The sequence below is a fragment of the Streptacidiphilus jiangxiensis genome, from assembly GCF_900109465.1.
GTDB classification, from domain to species: Bacteria; Actinomycetota; Actinomycetes; order Streptomycetales; family Streptomycetaceae; genus Streptacidiphilus; species Streptacidiphilus jiangxiensis.
On sequence record NZ_FOAZ01000007.1, the window covers coordinates 283364 to 299837 of the forward strand.

General features: G+C 71.6%; 18 protein-coding genes. 7 read left to right on the forward strand and 11 right to left on the reverse strand.

Translation table 11 applies throughout. The features are described from left to right. Positions 1–4: 4 nt before the first annotated feature. Positions 5–655, reverse strand: coding sequence for a TetR/AcrR family transcriptional regulator (locus BMY61_RS16165; RefSeq protein WP_082014746.1), 651 nt, complete (start codon positions 653–655; stop codon positions 5–7). A gap of 156 nt (positions 656–811) precedes the next feature. Here BMY61_RS16165 and BMY61_RS16170 point away from each other — a divergent pair, with 156 nt between their 5' ends. Then, entirely contained in the window at positions 812–1771 is a 960-nt protein-coding gene (locus BMY61_RS16170; protein ID WP_042442836.1) for an alpha/beta hydrolase family protein, read from the forward strand. Positions 1772–1848: 77 nt separating this feature from the next. On the opposite strand, the gene BMY61_RS16175 is transcribed toward BMY61_RS16170, so the two are convergent. Beyond that, a complete protein-coding gene (locus tag BMY61_RS16175) occupies positions 1849–2703 on the reverse strand; it encodes a helix-turn-helix transcriptional regulator (protein ID WP_042442837.1) in 855 nt (284 codons plus the stop codon). A gap of 240 nt (positions 2704–2943) precedes the next feature. On the opposite strand from BMY61_RS16175, the gene BMY61_RS16180 reads away from it, so the two are divergent. After that, complete coding sequence (locus BMY61_RS16180) at positions 2944–3810, forward strand: SDR family NAD(P)-dependent oxidoreductase (protein WP_042442839.1); 867 nt, start codon at positions 2944–2946, stop codon at positions 3808–3810. A 94-nt stretch (positions 3811–3904) separates the two neighbouring features. On the opposite strand, the gene BMY61_RS16185 is transcribed toward BMY61_RS16180, so the two are convergent. From BMY61_RS16185 to BMY61_RS16210, 4 genes are all read right to left on the reverse strand, one after another. Further along, positions 3905–4174 carry a hypothetical protein gene (locus BMY61_RS16185; RefSeq protein ID WP_042442841.1) on the reverse strand — a complete coding sequence of 90 codons (270 nt, stop codon included), beginning with the start codon at positions 4172–4174 and terminating at the stop codon, positions 3905–3907. Next, positions 4171–4455, reverse strand: a complete 285-nt coding sequence (locus BMY61_RS16190) for a hypothetical protein (protein WP_143094374.1) — start codon at positions 4453–4455, stop codon at positions 4171–4173. The genes BMY61_RS16185 and BMY61_RS16190 overlap by 4 nt, the downstream gene beginning before the upstream one ends. A gap of 140 nt (positions 4456–4595) precedes the next feature. Further along, complete coding sequence (locus BMY61_RS16195) at positions 4596–5252, reverse strand: NADPH-dependent F420 reductase (RefSeq protein WP_042442844.1); 657 nt, start codon at positions 5250–5252, stop codon at positions 4596–4598. A gap of 1365 nt (positions 5253–6617) precedes the next feature. Next, positions 6618–7586 (reverse strand): alpha/beta hydrolase, encoded by a 969-nt coding sequence (locus tag BMY61_RS16210; protein WP_042442847.1) that lies wholly within the window; start codon positions 7584–7586, stop codon positions 6618–6620. Between the two features lie 160 nt (positions 7587–7746). Between BMY61_RS16210 and BMY61_RS16215 the strand changes: the two genes are divergently transcribed. Further along, positions 7747–8217, forward strand: coding sequence for a MarR family winged helix-turn-helix transcriptional regulator (locus tag BMY61_RS16215; RefSeq protein WP_063773171.1), 471 nt, complete (start codon positions 7747–7749; stop codon positions 8215–8217). A gap of 100 nt (positions 8218–8317) precedes the next feature. Here the strand turns inward: BMY61_RS16215 and BMY61_RS16220 are convergent, their stop codons facing one another. Together BMY61_RS16220 and BMY61_RS16225 are read right to left on the reverse strand one after the other, a co-directional pair. After that, positions 8318–9028 carry a type 1 glutamine amidotransferase domain-containing protein gene (locus BMY61_RS16220; RefSeq protein ID WP_042442849.1) on the reverse strand — a complete coding sequence of 237 codons (711 nt, stop codon included), beginning with the start codon at positions 9026–9028 and terminating at the stop codon, positions 8318–8320. A gap of 311 nt (positions 9029–9339) precedes the next feature. After that, positions 9340–9780, reverse strand: coding sequence for a winged helix-turn-helix transcriptional regulator (locus tag BMY61_RS16225; protein WP_236655861.1), 441 nt, complete (start codon positions 9778–9780; stop codon positions 9340–9342). Positions 9781–9857: 77 nt separating this feature from the next. Between BMY61_RS16225 and BMY61_RS16230 the strand changes: the two genes are divergently transcribed. Then, positions 9858–10559, forward strand: coding sequence for an SDR family oxidoreductase (locus BMY61_RS16230; protein ID WP_042442853.1), 702 nt, complete (start codon positions 9858–9860; stop codon positions 10557–10559). 162 nt (positions 10560–10721) lie between these two features. Here BMY61_RS16230 and BMY61_RS46230 read toward each other — a convergent pair whose 3' ends face one another. Together BMY61_RS46230 and BMY61_RS16235 are read right to left on the reverse strand one after the other, a co-directional pair. Further along, positions 10722–10880 (reverse strand): hypothetical protein, encoded by a 159-nt coding sequence (locus BMY61_RS46230; protein WP_161791203.1) that lies wholly within the window; start codon positions 10878–10880, stop codon positions 10722–10724. Positions 10881–11008: 128 nt separating this feature from the next. Further along, entirely contained in the window at positions 11009–11191 is a 183-nt protein-coding gene (locus tag BMY61_RS16235; RefSeq protein WP_425314689.1) for a hypothetical protein, read from the reverse strand. A 307-nt stretch (positions 11192–11498) separates the two neighbouring features. Here BMY61_RS16235 and BMY61_RS16240 point away from each other — a divergent pair, with 307 nt between their 5' ends. Next, entirely contained in the window at positions 11499–13343 is a 1845-nt protein-coding gene (locus BMY61_RS16240; protein ID WP_042442856.1) for a glycoside hydrolase family 15 protein, read from the forward strand. Between the two features lie 34 nt (positions 13344–13377). Here BMY61_RS16240 and BMY61_RS16245 read toward each other — a convergent pair whose 3' ends face one another. Continuing rightward, positions 13378–14922 carry an MFS transporter gene (locus BMY61_RS16245; RefSeq protein WP_042443040.1) on the reverse strand — a complete coding sequence of 515 codons (1545 nt, stop codon included), beginning with the start codon at positions 14920–14922 and terminating at the stop codon, positions 13378–13380. An 85-nt stretch (positions 14923–15007) separates the two neighbouring features. Between BMY61_RS16245 and BMY61_RS16250 the strand changes: the two genes are divergently transcribed. Continuing rightward, positions 15008–15628, forward strand: coding sequence for a TetR/AcrR family transcriptional regulator (locus tag BMY61_RS16250; protein WP_052438338.1), 621 nt, complete (start codon positions 15008–15010; stop codon positions 15626–15628). 333 nt (positions 15629–15961) lie between these two features. Continuing rightward, on the forward strand, positions 15962–16471 hold the full coding sequence (locus BMY61_RS16255; protein ID WP_052438339.1) for a recombinase family protein: 510 nt from the start codon (positions 15962–15964) through the stop codon (positions 16469–16471). Positions 16472–16474 lie beyond the last annotated feature (3 nt).

The following is a 16474-nucleotide window of genomic DNA, read 5'->3' on the forward strand; positions in this document are numbered from 1 at the left end:
TGGATTATGCAGGTCTTGCGTCGCTGTTTCGTTCCCGCGCGCAAGCCGGTGACACCGGCTTGTCGTCCCCGCGTCGGCGCAGTCCTTCCAGCAGCAGGTCGACCAGGAGCCGGGGCTCGTAGCGCGGGTCGTCGCCGGCGCCCAGGTAGAGGTTGCCGATGCCTCGCATCAGTGCGTACGGCTCGATCGGCCCGATCTCCCCGGCGGTGATCGACGCCTCGATCAGCTCCCGGGCGACGGGCTGGAGCCGGTCGAGGAAGTAGGCGTGGAGCGACTGGAAGCCGCTGTCCCCGGGCCCAAGAGTGGTGGCCAGCCCGTGTTTGGTGACCAGGAAGTCGGCGAACAGGTCGAGCCAGGCGCGCAGCGCGGCCAGCGGCGACGCGGACTCGCCCAGCAGCCGCGGCCCCGCCTCGGCGCACTCCTCGACCTGGTGCTGGAAGACGGCGATCACGAGGTCGGCGCGGGTGGGGAAGTGACGGTAGATCGTCCCCAGGCCCACGCCCGCGGCGGTGGCGATCCGGCGGATCGGCGCGTCGACGCCGGCCTGTGCGAAGACGTCGGCTGCTGCGGCGAGAAGCTTCGCCTGGTTCCGCGTCGCGTCCGCCCGCTTGCCTCGCACCGCTGGGGTGGGCTCGAGCTCGCCCTCGCCTGGCATCGGGTTCCCCTCTTCCGTCTCGTCCGGGTTCGGCGGTCGCCGCGACGCCGGGCATTGATATCCGGAACAGCGTTCCGTATTCTAAACGGGACGCTGTTCCGATTCATTCTAGATCCGGCGCCGCGCTGTCGGCCGCCGGACGAACAGGGGACCTCCATGACCGAGCAGAACTCCGTCGTCGGCACCGCGGGCCTCCCCGTGCCGATCCTCTCCCAGAGCCCCGTGACGCTGACCGTCCCCGGGCGACCCGTCGACCTCCGGTTGCGGGTCACCGCACCGGCGACCGGCACCGACCTCCCGGTGATCCTCTTCTCCCACGGCCACGGAACCAGCAACCACCTGTCCTCGCTGGACGGTTACGCGCCGCTGGTGAACCTCCTCGCCTCCCGCGGCTTCCTCGTGCTGCAGCCCTCCCACCTCAGCTCCGCGACGCTCCGGCACCGGGTGGGCCACCTCCCCGAGGCGCCGCTGTTCTGGCGCTCACGGGCCACGGACATGACGCACCTGCTCGACGGTCTCGCCGAGATCGAGCGGGCCGTGCCGCAGCTCGCGGGCCGGGTGAACCACGGCGACGTGGCCGTGGCCGGCCACTCGCTCGGGGCCTCCACCGCCTGCCTGCTGCTCGGCGCGCGCACCACCGACCCGGACACCGGCGAGGTGGTCGACCTGCGCGAACCCCGGATCAAGCAAGGCGTGGTGCTGGCCGCGCCGGGGCGCGGCGACGTGCTCAACGGACCGATGGCCCCCCTCGTGCCGTTCGCCCGCGACGTGGACTTCTCCACCATGACCACCCCCGCGCTGGTCGTCGCCGGGGACAAGGACGACTCGCGTCACTTCACCGACGCCGGCCCGGACTGGCACGCCGACCCCTACCAGCTGGCCCCGGGGCCCAAGACGCTGCTGACGGTCTTCGGCGCGGAGCACATCCTTGGTGGGATCAGCGGCTACGACGCGACGGAGACCACCGACGAGAACCCGGCGCGGGTCGCCGCCCTGGCGGAGCTCACCGCCTCCTACCTGCTCAGCGCGTTCGGTCGCGACGCCGGCGCGTGGGCCGCGACGTGCGCGCACCTCACCGACGGACCCGACGCCGTCGGACGCATCGACACCAAGTAGGCCGGGAGCGCCCCACCCACACCCTGGCCAGCAGCTCTGGCGGACCGGACCGGACCGCGCCTGGCCTGGCCTGGCCCTCAGCCGACGGCGAGACTGTCCGTTCCGAGGACGTTCAGCAGCGCCAGCTTCTCGTGGCTGTCGGTTCCGGGCGTCGCCGTGAAGACGAGCAGGGACTGCGACAGGTCGGGGTCCTGCAGGTTCTGGCAGAACAGGTCGATGCGCCCGACCTGCGGGTGGACGAACCGCTTGGTGCCACTCCAGCGCAGCCCGACCTCCTGCCGGTCCCACAGGGACGCGAACTCCGGGCTCCGGCGCCGCAGGCTCGCCACGAGAAGGGCTGCCGACGACCGGGGGCCGTCCCGGGTGGCCGCTGCTCGCAGGAGCGCCACGTTCACGCGGCTGTTCAGGCCGTGGTCGTCGGGGAGGTACCGCTCGCGGGCTGTCGGGTCGGCGAACCAGCGGTAGGGCGCGCTGCGCGCCTCGCCGCTGTAGTGGGTCTGGTCCCCGAGCAGCGCGACGGCCGGCGGAGTCTGCAGCAACGTCTCGCCGAGGGGGCCCATCACCTGTGCCGGGGTGTCCTGCAGCCGGTCCAGGATGCGCATGAGCCCGGGGCTCACGTGCTCGCTGCGGGTCTGTCGGTCCGGTGCGCGGTGTCCGCACAGCAGGAAGAGGTGATCACGCTCGTCCGTGGTGAGCCGAAGCCCACGGGCGAGCGCGGCCGCCATCTGCCGGGACGGCTGCGGCCCGTCGCCGCGCTCCAGGCGCGCGAAGTAGTCCGCCGACATCTCGCACAGCTCGGCCACCTCCTCGCGTCGCAGCCCGCGGGTGCGCCGACGTGGTCCGCGGCGCAGGCCCACGTCCTCCGGCTGCAGGGCCTCCCGTCGGGCCCGCAGGAAGGCACCCAGTGACGTGCGGTCCACCGTCGGTGCCATGGGTCCGCCCTTGGGGTCGAGTGCGTTCGGGTGCTGGTCGGGGTGCTGGTCGGGGGCGCTGTTCCTCCATCGTCGCAGCCGCGAACGACCGTAGCCACTGACTGCGAATCAGTGGTTGAGCGGGTCCTTCATCCGTGCCACCGGGGGCCGTCCACTGGTTCTTGCGGAACCACGCGACCGGTTCCGAGTCGACCGGGGTGCGCCGCGGTCGGTGCGCAGCGATCAGAACGCGAGGAACTCATGGCCAGATGGACAGCCGCCGACCTGCCGGACCTGAGCGGCAGGACGGTTCTCGTCACCGGTGCGGGCAGCGGCATCGGGCTGGTGGCCGCCCGTGAGCTCGCGCGCGTCGGCGCCCGCGTCACGCTGGGGGTGCGCGACGTGGAGAAGGGCCGCCGCGCGGTGGCCGGAATGCCGGGCGACTTCGACGTACGGCACCTGGATGTCGCCGACCTGCGATCGGTGCGGAGCTTCGCCCAGGCCTGGACCGGCCCTCTGGACATCCTCGTCAACAACGCCGGCGTCATGGACGTCCCCGCCGCGCGCACCGCCGACGGTCTCGACGTGCAGACCGCGACGAACTACACCGGTCCGTTCGTACTGACCAACCTGCTCCTGCCGTACCTGACCGATCGCGTCGTCAGCGTGACCAGCCAGCTGCACCGCCGGTCCAAGCTCGACGTGGACGACTTCGACTGGCGTGCCCGCCGGTACCGACCCATGAAGGCCTACCAGGACTCCAAGCTCGCCCTCGTCCTGTTCTCCCTGGAACTGCAGCGGCGACTCACGGCGTCGGGAAGCCCCGTCCGTTCGGTGCTCGCGCACCCCGGCATCGCCACGACGTCGTTGGCCGCCCACTCGTCGGCGAACCTCGTCAACCGCTTCGCCTTCCTGCTCAACGACCCCGAACACGGGGCCCTGCCCACCCTCTACGCCGCCACGCAGGACCTGCCTGGGAACGCCTTCGTCGGCCCGGACGGCCTCGGCGGGATCAAGGGCCACCCCGCAGTGCGCAGGCCGGCCAAGGTGGGTCTCGACCGGTCCCGGGCCACGGCGCTGTGGCAGGCGACCGCCGCACTGACGGGAGTCGGCGAAGGAGCCGCCTGAAGCGGACCGACCACCGACGCCCGGCCGCTCAGAGCTGGTTCGGGGCCGGTGCGGTGGGGGGTGTCCCGGAGAGTCGTGACGCCGGTCGGTCGCGTCAGGTGAGGCCCGCCCAGACCAAGCGGGTCACGGTCACTTCCACCGCGCCTGCGGCGTCCTCGGGCGCGATGAACCACTCCACCGCGACGGGGCCGACCGCAGCGCTGAGAACATCACCGAACTCGTCCACCTGGTCCCCGGCGAAGTAGGGGTCCGCCTCGACCGTGGAGAGCTTCTCCTTCACCGCCACGTACAGGGCCGGGTCCTTCGCCTGGATCTCGCCCAGCGTCCGCGCGGGGTCCTCGTCCAGGTATATGCGGACCCTCACGCGGTGCCCTCGATCCCGGCCACGACCTCGGCGAGCGGTCGCCGACCGTCGATGCGGCCCGCCCGCGCAGCGGCGATCCGCTCGGCCTGGCCCGGCGCGAGGACCGCCCGCGACCACCAACGACCGATGACGGCCTCGAACTCCTGGCCCGAGCGCACCCGGCCGAGGTCGGCGTAGAACGCCATCCGGCGCGCTCCGGTCAGTGCCTGGCCGATGCCGTCCGGAGTGCGCTCCACGCGCGGCAGTTCGTCGTGGTGGTAGGCCACGGGCTGAGCAGTCATCAGGGTCCTCCTCCGAAAGCGCCCTTCGACGGTACCGCCGTCCCGCCGTCCACGACCGCCGGTCCGCATGTTCCCCCACCGAAGGGTCACAGCGCCACGGCGGACGGCCCGCGCACGGCGTCCTCCGCGGAGCGGGCGATTCACCGGCGGTCGGCGTCCAGCGCGGCGCGCGCCTGGTCGAGGTCGACGACCTCGCCGTCCAGGCCGAACTGGTGCAGGTCGCCACCGGGGGCCTCGATGCGCCCGGCGTCGGCCAGGCCGCCGGCCTTCACCGGCTCGTAGCCGGCCGCGTGGATCAGGCGCTCGACGGCCGCCGCGGCGGTCTCGTCGTCCGTGGCGTAGAAGAGCGCCGCCCGCCGGGGCGTGCGGTTCGCGTTCGTGGCGAGCGCATCCGCGGCGAGGGTGCCGAACGCCTTCGCGTAGTGCGCTCCCGCCGGGAGCAGGGCCGCGGCGACCGACCCGGCCGACTGCCCGACGGGTAGCGACCTCACGATCTGACCCTTCTCGTCGAACGCGATCGGGTTCGACGGATCGATCACCACCTTGCCGTTCAACAGCGGCGCGACCTGAGGGACCAGCTCCCTCATCGCGTCCAGCCAGATGGCGAGCACGACGCTGTCGGCCTCGGTGATCGCCTCGGACACGGTGGCGGCGTGCGCGAGCGGCCCGAGTTCGTCTGCGAGGTCCTGGGCTCGTGATGCGCTCCTCCCCGCCAGGACGACGTGCTCGCCTCCGGCGACCAGGTGCCGAGCGACGGCGCCCCCGATGTTGCCGACACCCACGATGGCGGTGGTCATCTCGGGCCTCCCTTTCTGCTGTCCCTGCGCTCGAGCATCCTTGATGTGAGATCAGGTGTTCCTCGGATGTCGCGGAGTCGTCGGGCAGCAACCCGTATGCCTGATACGCCCTCACCCGGTCGGCCGCACCCCCTGTTCCCGCCGCTCGGCCCATCGCTCGCCGTCAGGTGTTGCTGCCGGGGAGGCCGGTGATCCGATTCCCTGGTTCTTGCAGGCTCGTGAACGCCGGCGAAGTCGATCCTGGTCGACTCCCTGAGCGGTGGGATCTCCTACCAGCCGACCTGGGAGGGGCTGAGGTCGAGGCCGCAGGCCTCCCGCCACGCGTCCCTGACCGCCCGGTTCTCCGGGGGCCCAGGACGGCGACCATCTCATCCAGTTCCGCTTCGGTGCTGTCGTCCTCGTCAGTGCTGTCCGGACCGCCGAACGGACTGGTCATCCCGAGACTCATCAGCAACCCGCCGGGCAGCGGCCAGAGGTCGAGCAGTTCGGGCGCCAGGCGCAGGTCGATCTTGAACCGACAGCTCGGCTCCTCGCGCTCGAACTCGGCGCCTCTGCGGGCAAGCTCATCCAGAAAGGGAGGCACATCCCGATCGTCGATCCCCATGAACTGGGCGGTGGGGAACCGGGAGCCGAGGATCTCGCGTGCTCGCGCGACAGCCGTCGCCGCGTCAGGGAACGGCTCAAGCACCCGGTAGAGGGCGGAATTGTTCGCGCACAGGTCGGCCGTGCATCCGGCGGGTGATGTGCTCCGGGCACCGGACTGTTGTCTACGCAGGCGGGGTGGCCCCGTCGGCCCGCTTCTGGACGCGAGCGCGCACGCGTCGAAACGCAGCATGGACATTCAGGGCGAGCAGGATTCCCGCTGCGGCGACCCACCACCAGGAGGCGCCGTGCGGACGCATCCTGATCTCGTTGACCACAAGGCCGACGGCCGAGACCAGACCTATGACCCAGGACCCGAAATCGAGTGGTCCACCCTCTCTGAAAGGGTTCTTCATGGTCGGGTCCTCCGGGAAACAGGGGTGATGCTCACTGCGTCGCGAGAGCGTACACCCACGTCACCGGCCGACCGCTGCGGGCCTATCCGGAGCACGCGCCGCGCTGGGCCTGCTGCCACTCGCACCGCGGACACAGCACGGCCCCCGGCGAGTCGGACCGGTACTCGGTGGGCTCACCGCACCGCGTGCAGTCGGCCACGGACTGATCGCCGGTCGCGATCCACTTCCCCCTCCGCGCGGATTCCGAGGCGGGACTCTCGCAGTACTCCTCTGCCGGCATGCGTGCTGCTCCTCTCGGACTTGCGGTGGTGATCGGCCGGGGCGGGTGGGTCCGCCCCGGCCGGTGGTCGGCGTCAGATGGTGTCGGTCAGGCGGTGCCCAGGGCGTCGCGCAGGAACCCGACCGCCTGGGTGATGGCGGCCTCGGCGGCGTGGGTGCCGCGCAGCGCGTTGAGCATCACGAAGTCGTGGATGATGCCCTGGTAGCGGACGGCGGTGACGGGGACGCCGGCCTGGCGGAGCTTGTCGGCGTAGGCCTCGCCCTCGTCGCGCAGGACGTCCGCCTCGCCGGTGATGACGAGCGCCGGCGGAAGGTCGGCGAGCTGCTCGGTGGTGGCGCGCAGCGGGGAGGCGGTGATCTCGGCGCGCTGGGCCTCGTCGGTGGTGTACTGGTCCCAGAACCACTGCATGGCGTCGCGGCGCAGGAAGTACCCCTCGGCGAACTGGTGGTAGGACGGGGTGTCGAAGCTCGCGTCGGTCACCGGGTAGAACAGCACCTGCCCACTCAGTCGCACGGTCCCACGCTCCTTGGCCATCAGGGTCAGTGCGGCGGACATGTTGCCACCCACGCTGTCACCGACGACGGCGATGCGCGAGCCGTCCAGCGCCTTGCTCGCGCCGTCGGTGACGACCCAGCGGGCGACGGTGTAGTTCTGCTCGATCGCGACGGGGTAGCGCGCCTCGGGGGAGAGGTCGTACTCGGGGAAGACGACGGCCGCGCCCGCGCCCACGGCGAGCTCGCGGACCAGGCGGTCGTGGGTGTGGGCGTTGCCGAAGACCCAACCCGCGCCGTGGATGTAGTGGATGACCGGCAGGGTGCCGGTGGCGCCGGCGGGCTTCACGATCCGGGTGCGGACCGAGCCGGTCGGGCCACCGGGGACGGTGATCCACTCCTCGTCGACCGCCGGCAGGGCGATCTCGCCGGACTGGACCTCGTCCACGGTCTTGCGGCCCTCCACGGGACCGAGGTCGAAGAGGGACGGCGGGTTGGCGGTCGCGGCGCTGAACTCGGCCGCGGCCTGCTCCAGGACGGGGGTGCGGGGCGCGCTGTCGGTCATGACGGACTCCTCTGGGGGGAGGGAGCCGGGGGGCTCCGTCTGAGAACTAACCTATGGCACGATTACCTCGGACGCAAGGTAATCGTGCACAAGCTCATCGGGGGCGTTGTCATCGCCCCCGTTGGTAACCTGTGGGGAGACATCGAACGGAGAGATGCCGATGACCGCCGCCGACACCCCTGACGCCCCTGGCGCCTCGCCGGGCGGGTTCACGATGCTGCTCGACGACCAGCTCTGCTTCGTGCTCTACGCAGCCTCACGGGCGGTGACCCACCGGTACCGCCCGTTGCTGGAGGAGCTCGGGCTGACCTATCCGCAGTACCTGGTCATGCTGGTGCTGTGGGAGCACGGCGTCGTCCCGGTCAAGGAGATCGGCACGGCGCTCCAGCTCGACTACGGCACCCTCACCCCGCTGATCAAGCGGCTGGAGGGCAGCGGCCTGGTTCGGCGCGAGCGCGACCCGGAGGACGAGCGCACCGTGCTGGTGAGCCTGACCGAGCAGGGCGAGGCGATACGCGAACGCGCGCGCACGGTGCCCTCCGCCATCGGCGACGCCATGGCCCTGCCCCCGCAGGACTTCGAGGACGTCAAGCGGATCCTGCGGCAGCTGACGAGGAACGTCGCCCGCTGAGACGGCCGTCAGGTGGAGCTCGCTGCCGCCGGGCGAGGGTGGCGGGCCCGGGCGGTGCGGGGGCGTGGGGGAGTGCCGGGGCCGCCGACGGATGCGGTGACTACCGTGCCGCCACCCGCATGTCCGCCATTAGGCGGCGGGCGAGCTGCTGGGAGGAAGCGGGATTCTGACCCGTGTAGACGTTGCGGTCGACGACCGTGAACGGGCGCAGCGGAATGTGTCCCTTCACGTAGTCGGCGCCGTACTCCCTGAGTCGGTCCTCAAGGAGCCAGGCGGCCTTCCGGCCGAAGCTGTTCAGCCTTTCCTCGAGGTTCGACAGGCCCGTCATCCGGTAGCCGCGGAAGGGCCAGGATCCGTCCTCGTTCTTCGCCGCGAGCGCGGCGGCGGGCGCGTGGCAGAGCAGGGCCAGCGGCCTGCCGGAGCGCAGGACGTGGGTGAGGAGCGCGCCCGAGACCGGGTCGAAGGCCAGATCCTCCATCGGGCCGTGGCCGCCGGGGTAGAAGACGAGGTCGTACTCGTCCGGGTGCATCTCCTGCAGCCTTTGTGGGGTGTGCAGCTGGGGCTGGATCGAGTCGAGATAGCGGGCGACCTCGCGCAGGGTGGTCGGCCAGCCGGCGGTGAAGGACATGCTCAGCTTGTCCAGGGTCGGGATCTTCCCGCCGGGGGTGGCGAGCGTGATGTCCCACCCCGCCTCGGAGAAGGCCTTGTGCGGCATCGCCAGTTCCTCGCCCCAGTATCCCGAGGGATGCTCCTCGCCGTCCCTGAGCGTCCAGTGGTCGGCCGCCGTCACGACCATGAGGACCTTGGTCATCTTCTCGCTCCCCTCGTGCGGTGCGGGCCGGGGGTCGATCCGGGGGACGTGTCCGCTGCAACCGGGTGATGTCGATCGACACAATCATCGGCCACGAAGCCCGGCGGAGCGACTCCTCCTCGGCTGCCCGCCGCCCGGCGGATCGCCAAGGTCGACGAACGGCTCTGCCGGCGGCTGATGCTGTTCCCGCGCAGCGTCGCCCTGGTGGCCGGGTCGCGGTCGACGCGGGCCGCCACCGTCCGCCCGTCCGGCGCGGCAACGGCCGATGTGTGGATCGCCCGGGAGGCCCCCAGTGGGCTGCCCGGCGGCGCTCAAGCAGTCGGGTAGGCGGGGGTTCGCTGGAAGCGCACGTCGTGAAGCGGTACCTCGTGCCCCTCGTCGTCGACGAATGCCACCCGCAGCGGCCGGCCGTCGGCCGACCAGCGCTCGACCGTCGGGCCCGGCGCGTACGGGCGGTGCGCGTCACCCCACTGCATCAGCGCACCCAGCATCACCGTCAACTCCCGTCCCGAGGGCGTCAGGTGGTACTCCTCGCGGACGCGCTGGCCTTCCATGCGGTACGGCCGACGCTCCAGCACGCCGGCGTCGACCAGCACCTTCAGCCTGCTGGTCAGGATGTCCGGCGCGATCCCGAGCGCCCTGCGGAAGTCGGCGAAGCGCGACGTGCCGGACAGGGCCTCGCGCACCACGAGGAGTGTCCAGCGCTCGCCGAGCACCTCCAGGCTGCGCGCTATCGCGCACGGCGTCTCCATGGAGACCATTCTACCCCTGGATTGGAAAGTCCTACCCATGCTAGGTTGGAAATCCAAACTCACTGGAGGATGTCGTCATGGACCTCACCGGCGCAACCGCGCTCGTCACCGGCGCCAACCGCGGCCTCGGCCGCCGTCTCGCCGAAGCTCTGCTCGACCGGGGAGCGGCCAAGGTCTACGCCGCGGCACGCAACCCCGACTCGATCGACCTGCCGGGCGTCGTCCCCGTCCGGCTCGACGTCACCGACCCCGCGCAGGTCCAGGCGGCCGCCGCGCTCGCAACCGACGTCGACCTGCTGGTCAACAACGCGGGGAGCTACACCGGCGCGTCCCTGCTCCAGGGGGACCTGGCCGACATCCGGCTGGAGATGGAAACCCACTACTTCGGCACGCTGTCCGTCACCCGGGCCTTCGCCACGATCCTTGCGGCGAACGGCGGTGGGGCCGTGCTCAACGTGCTCTCGGTGCTGTCCTGGTTCACCAACGCCGACATGTCCGCCTACGCCGCCGCGAAGGCCGCGGAGCTGTCGCTGACCAATGCACTGCGCCTCTCCCTCGCCGAGCAGAAGACCCAGGTGACGGCCCTTCACGTGGGCTTCATGGACACCGACATGGCCGCGCACGTCGACGTGCCCAAGAACGACCCGCTCGCCGTTGCCCGCCTGGCCCTGGACGGCGTGGCGGAAGGCCTTCCCGAGGTGCTGGCCGACGACGTCTCCCGCCACGTCCGCTCCGGACTGTCGGGGCCGCTGGCCGGCCTCTATCCGACCGTGGCTTGACAGCCGCCGCCCGGGGCCGCTCCGGCGGGCCCGGTCGGCACCGCGGTCGGCGCGTGCGCCGGGTGAGACGACAGCGGTCGGCGCCATGAGGCGGCCCCGTGCGCGACGATCCGGTCGGTCGCCGATTTGGGCCCCCCGAACAGGGCGCAAGCTGCCCGAGCGTCAGGCCCGCACGCCCGTAGGCCCGTAGCTGTTGTTGATCCACGCGGCGACCAGAGCGATCGCGGTCGCCTGGCACACCACGATCAGCAGGACGCGCTGGACCAGCCGCAGCAGGCCCGGGCCGTGCACGCGATTCCACAGGGCCGTTGCCGCCGTCACCGCCCCCGACGGTCAGGGCGGCCAGAATCGTACAAAGCGCTCTGGCGGATGAATGCCAGGGCAGCCTGGTGGCGGGCGCCGCGGCTCTCCGGATGCCGGCGTCCGGACCCGGCCGCGTGCAGCCCCCGTCATCCGCGTGGGCGGCGGATCCAGCCCAGGACGAGCAGGACCAGCCCGGCCAGCACGGTGACCGCCCCGAGAGCCGCGTAGCCGGGATGCCCGCTCATCATGGATCCGTGCAGTGCGCCGACCCCTTGGGCGATCCACACCCCGCCCAGCACCACCAGGACGACTCCTATGATCCGTGGCACCCACATCGCGCAGCCTCCATCGTCGAACGTATGCCTTCTGCGGTCCTACGCGTCGGGTCGGTCGCGGGTTCAGCTGCGGCCGTCGTGGCGGGACCCCCGGGCTTCGTTCCGGGCGTGCGGCAGGTCGATGTCCGGTGCACCGGTGCCTGCGTCGAGGTCACCCCCAGCCTGCATTCCCACGCCGCCAGGCCGTGCGCGTGCGCGGCCGACCGGGTGAGCCCACGATGGAAGGCGGTGACGGCGACCGCTGCTCGGCCGTCGGGCCGGGTGGCGCACGACACCCACGTCCGATTCGGGAGTGACACCCATGCTCGATCTGGACCCTTCCTTTCGGGCCGTCCGGCGCGTGGACGGCTACCTGCCGCTGGAGGACTACGGCCTCGTCGGCGACGGCAGGACCGCGGCCCTGGTGGGCCTGGACGGTTCGGTCGACTGGCTCTGCCTGCCCCGTTTCGACTCCGAACCGCTGTTGTGCGCACTGCTCGACCACGCTCGCGGCGGCTGCTTCACCATCGCCCCGGAGGGACTGACGGAGGCGCGTCAGCGCTACGTTCCGGACACCGCGGTCCTGGTCACCGAGATGCGCTGCCCGACCGGCGTCGTCCAGCTCACCGACGCACTGGCGGTGCGGTCCGGCGCGGATCTGGCCGACGACTCGCCACAGTCCCACGAGGAGCTCGTGCGCTCGGCCGTCGTCGTCGACGGCACCGTGGACCTGCGCGTCGATCTGGAGCCTCGCGGTGGGGCCGAGGTCGCCGTCCTGTTCAGCGGCCTCGAGATCCGTGCGGCCGGACGCCCGGACCTGCGCATCCACCTGCGTTCGGACCGCCCGCTCGACTCCCTGCACGGCGTCCATCACCTCGCGGCAGGCGAACGGCTGGACCTGGTGCTGTCCTGGGGCCGCTTCCACCGGCACCACCGGTTCGACGCGGCGGAGACGCTGCGGCAGACCGCAGGCGCGTGGCGCCGTTGGATGCGCCGCATGGAGTACGACGGCCCCGAGAGCGAGCTGGTGCGGCGCGCCGCGATCACACTCAAGCTCTGCGACGACTGGTGCGACGGCTCGCTGGTGGCGGCCCCCACCTCTTCGCTGCCCGCTCCCGTCGGCGGTGTACGCAACTGGGACTACCGCTACACCTGGGTCCGCGACGCCGCTTACGCCGTGTTCGCGATGCGCCGTGTCGGTTTCACGGGCGAGGCGGACGCCTTTCTCGGCTGGGTGCTGGACGCGTTCGAACACAGTCGGCATCCGAGAATCATGTACACGCTCGGCGGACTGCCGGTGCCGGACGAGGTCGAGGATGCCGCCCTGGAGGGCTACCGGCGCTCGGCGCCGGTCCGCTGGGGCAACGGGGCCGCCGACCAGCGGCAGCACGACGTCTACGGCGAGGTCATGGACTGCGCCTACAAGTGGCTGCTGGCCGGACACCAGTTGGAGCCGCCGTTCGCAGCCGGTCTGGCCGCGCTCGCCGACGCCGCGGCGACCGCGTGGACACAACCGGATCAAGGAATCTGGGAGGTCCGCAGCGAGGGCCGGGTGTTCACCTACTCCGCGGCCATGTGCCAGGTGGCCCTCGACCGCGCCGCCGCGATCGGCGAACGGCTCGGCCTGCGGGGGCGCACCGGCGGATGGCGTGCTGCGGCCGAAGACCTGCGCCGACGGATCCTGGAGGGCTCTTGGGACGAGGACGCGCAGACCCTGAGTGAGCACCTGGACGGCGGTGGGAACCTGGACGCCAGCCTGCTCGCCCTCCCGCTGCGGCGTGTGGTTCCCGCCGACCATCCGCGCATGATCGCCACCACTGCGGCGGTCGGCGAGAGGCTCTCCGCGGGCTCGGGTCTGCTCTACCGATACCTGCACAAGGAGTCTCCCGACGGCCTGCCGGGTGACGAGGGCGCGTTCCTGTTGTGCAGCTTCTGGCTGGTGGACAACCTGGTCGGCCAGGGCCGGATCGAGGAGGCGCACGAGCTGTACGCGTCGCTGTGCGGCCGGGCGAGCCCGCTGGGGTTGCTGCCGGAGCAGATCGACCCGTCGACCGGCGCGTTCATCGGCAACTACCCCCAGGCGTTCAGCCACATCGGCGTCATCGCCAGCGGCGTCGCCCTGGCGCGCGCGACCGGATCCCCTGCAGGCGGACGCGGTACCGACTGATCGCGGGGCCAGTCCCGGTGATGTGCCGGTTCGGTCATCGTGCTGCCGTGGCCGGCTGGGGAGTTCCGGTCGGGTTGCCCTGGGTGCGCAGGGGGTGGTTGGGCAGGGCGGTGGCGGCGAGGGCGCCCGCCACACACAGCACCGCTGCGACGACGCAGGCGGTGTGGAAGCCGTGCATGAAGGCGCCTTGAACCGCGGTCAGCAGGTCGCTCCGGTGGGTGGTTCGGGCGATGCCGAGGGCTGCGGCGACCGACTCGCGCGCTGAGGCCGGCTGTCCGAGCGGCAGGGCGGAGAAGGCCGAGCTGGTCAGGTGTGTGGCGTACAGCGAGGTGAAGATGCTGCCGAGGACCGCGACGCCGAGCGTGCCGCCGGTCTCCCTGGTCGCGTCGTTGACGGCGGATCCCAGCCCGGCCTTCGCCGCGGGCAGGACGCTGAGGATCGACTCGGTGGCCGGCGCCGTCGTCATGCCGAGGCCCAGGCCCATCAACACCATCTGGCCCACGATGCGCGGATAGGCGGTGAAGGTGGGGGAGAGGGCGATCCATCCGTAGGCCGCGGCCAGGAGCAGGAGTCCGGTCACCACCACGGCGCGGGTGCCGAGACGCGTGGCCAGGGCCACGCCCGCGACCGACCCGACGGCGATGGTCAGGGCGACGGGCAGGATGCGCACGCCCGTGGACAGCGCCCCGTAGTCGCGCACGAGCTGGAAGTACTGGGTGACCAGGAAGATGAACCCGAACAGCGCGAAGAAGGCGACCGTCACCGAGGCGCTGGCGGCCGAGAACGCCGGGGTGCGGAACAGCCGGATGTCGATCATGGGCCGCTCGCGCCGCCGCTCGACCAGCAGGAAACCGGCCATGAGTGCGGCCGACGCGGCGAATCCGACGACGGTCTGCGGCGAGGCCCAGCCGTGCGAGGGCGCCTCGATGATCGTGTACACCAGCAAGCCCACTGCTGACGCCGAGCAGGCCAGCCCGGGCAGGTCCAGGCGTGCCTCGGCCGGGTTGCTGGACTCCGGCACCCACCGCCAGGCGGCGAGGAGGGCGATCAGGCTCACCGGCACCAGAGCCAGGAAGACCGATTTCCAGCCGAAGTGGGACAACAGCAGGCCGCCACAGACCGGACCGACCGCCACGCCGAGGCCGGTGACCGCGCCCCAGAGGCCGATGGCGCGGGCGCGTTCGTGCCGCACGGGATAGGCGTTCGTGATGACGGACAGCGTGGTCGGAAAGATGACGGCGGCGCAGGCTCCCATCGCGAACCGCAGCGCGATCAGGCCCTCGGGGCCGGTGACGAGGGCTGCTGCGGTGCTGGCGGCGGCGAAGCCGGCGAGCCCCAGCAGCAGGGCGGGCCGACGCCCGAATCGGTCCCCCAAGGAGCCGGCGATCAGGACCAATGTGGCGAACGACAGGTTGTAGCCGTCCACGATCCACTGCAGATCGCGGGTGCCGGCGTGGAGTTCGCGCGAGATGGACGGCAGGGCGACGTTCACGATGGTGGTGTCGAGATTGATGGTGAAGGCGGCAAGGCAGGCCACCGCGAGCACCAGGGCCGGACGCGAGGTGGTAGAGGAGGGCATGAGTGCCTCCGCGGACATGTTGACACTGGCTAGATTGCTTACAATTCCACTCAAAGTAGACATCGTCAAGATGGGGCGGGATCCGATGACCGTCAAGGAGAGCTACCACCACGGCAACCTGCGCCAAGCGCTGATCGACGCCGGCGTGGCCTTGGCCCGCGCCGGAGGTCCCGAGGCGATCGGACTGCGCGAGGCGAGCCGCCGGGCCGGTGTCTCCCACAACGCGGCCTACGGCCACTTCGCCGACCGCAGCTCCCTGGTCGCGGCGGTTGCCGACCGCTGCATGCAGGAGCTCGGCCTGCTCATGCGTCGGCGCACCCAGGGCATCGCCGAGTCCGATCCGGCGGCCGGCGCGGGGGCGAGACTGAACGCGCTGGGACGGGCCTACGTGGATTTCGCCCGCGACGAGCCCGGATGGTTCCGCACGGCGTTCGGTGCGCCTCCCGCGCACACGGCGCACGACCGGCTCGAAGCGGCGGCCTTGCCCGAGGGGCATCCCTTCCGCCAGCTCAACGACGCCCTCGACGACCTTGTCACCAGCGGGGTCCTCCCCTCCAGCCGCCGCCCCGGCGCCGAGTACGCGGCTTGGTCCGCCGTCCACGGCTTCGCCGGCCTCCTGCTCGATGGGCCCCTCCACGACATGCCGCCCTCGCAAGCGGACCAAGCCCTCACGGTCGTCCTCGACGTCGTCTCCCGCGGACTGTGAGGAGGTGGGCTCGAACGCCAGGAAGGACGACACGTCGCACGGGAGCCGGGCTGGGTCGGGGTGGAGTGAGGGATGGGGACCCCGGCCCAGCGACCGTCACGGCCGCACCATTCACCGCGACGTGGCCACGATGAATGCCGCGCGACGGCGTCGCCTGCCGCAACGACCGTGCATCCCTTTCCCTCGTGACCGTCCCGCTCGGCGCCCGTCGCCTTGCCTGCCTGCGCCCCGCCCCGCGCTGCTTATGCCAACGCCATTGACGTTCTGCGGTGGCCAGGCGTTGGATCGGGCCGAACCGCGGCCCAGTGGGGGCTTCGGGTGAGGAGAGACGGCGTGGACCTGGGTTACTGCCGAGAGGGCGGAGACGGCGACGATCTTGCGCGGCAGCTCGATGCCATCCGCGGCGCCGCGGTCCCGGCGGAGCGGATCTACGTGGACGCCAAGCCCGGTCACGGTGGTCAGCGGGATGGCTTCAACGCGCTGCTGCGGGCCGCGAAGCCGGGCGACCGCGTCACTCTGGCGAGGCTCGACCGTCTCGGATGCAGCCTGCGAGAGACGTTGAGCCTGGCCGGAGATCTCAGCGAGCGCGGGATCTTCCTGCGCACACTCGATCCCGCTCTCGCCCTGGACACGAGCGTTCCCGGACCTGCCACGGACATGGCCCTGGCCATGTTGGTGCGGCTTGCCACGCTGGGACGCGACTACCGATCGGAGCACGCCGCGACCGCCAGGGCCGCCCGACCGGCCCGCAGACCGGTGCGCGACCGCCGCGAGGTGCGGTCCGAACCGGTCCCTGCGGCAACCCTGCCTCGGGTGGGCGCTCTGCCGCCCCGACTTGTCTGAGCG

Coding starts and splice junctions, on each gene's coding strand:
- BMY61_RS16220 (WP_042442849.1), bottom strand. CDS start 9,028: ATGACCAAGGTCCTCATGGTCGTGACGGCGGCCGACCACTGGACGCTC.
- BMY61_RS16170 (WP_042442836.1), top strand. CDS start 812: ATGACCGAGCAGAACTCCGTCGTCGGCACCGCGGGCCTCCCCGTGCCG.
- BMY61_RS16225 (WP_236655861.1), bottom strand. CDS start 9,780: ATGGAGACGCCGTGCGCGATAGCGCGCAGCCTGGAGGTGCTCGGCGAG.
- BMY61_RS16180 (WP_042442839.1), top strand. CDS start 2,944: ATGGCCAGATGGACAGCCGCCGACCTGCCGGACCTGAGCGGCAGGACG.
- BMY61_RS16245 (WP_042443040.1), bottom strand. CDS start 14,922: ATGCCCTCCTCTACCACCTCGCGTCCGGCCCTGGTGCTCGCGGTGGCC.
- BMY61_RS16250 (WP_052438338.1), top strand. CDS start 15,008: ATGACCGTCAAGGAGAGCTACCACCACGGCAACCTGCGCCAAGCGCTG.
- BMY61_RS16210 (WP_042442847.1), bottom strand. CDS start 7,586: ATGACCGACAGCGCGCCCCGCACCCCCGTCCTGGAGCAGGCCGCGGCC.
- BMY61_RS16190 (WP_143094374.1), bottom strand. CDS start 4,455: ATGACTGCTCAGCCCGTGGCCTACCACCACGACGAACTGCCGCGCGTG.
- BMY61_RS16230 (WP_042442853.1), top strand. CDS start 9,858: ATGGACCTCACCGGCGCAACCGCGCTCGTCACCGGCGCCAACCGCGGC.
- BMY61_RS16215 (WP_063773171.1), top strand. CDS start 7,747: ATGACCGCCGCCGACACCCCTGACGCCCCTGGCGCCTCGCCGGGCGGG.
- BMY61_RS16175 (WP_042442837.1), bottom strand. CDS start 2,703: ATGGCACCGACGGTGGACCGCACGTCACTGGGTGCCTTCCTGCGGGCC.
- BMY61_RS16195 (WP_042442844.1), bottom strand. CDS start 5,252: ATGACCACCGCCATCGTGGGTGTCGGCAACATCGGGGGCGCCGTCGCT.
- BMY61_RS16240 (WP_042442856.1), top strand. CDS start 11,499: ATGCTCGATCTGGACCCTTCCTTTCGGGCCGTCCGGCGCGTGGACGGC.
- BMY61_RS16165 (WP_082014746.1), bottom strand. CDS start 655: ATGCCAGGCGAGGGCGAGCTCGAGCCCACCCCAGCGGTGCGAGGCAAG.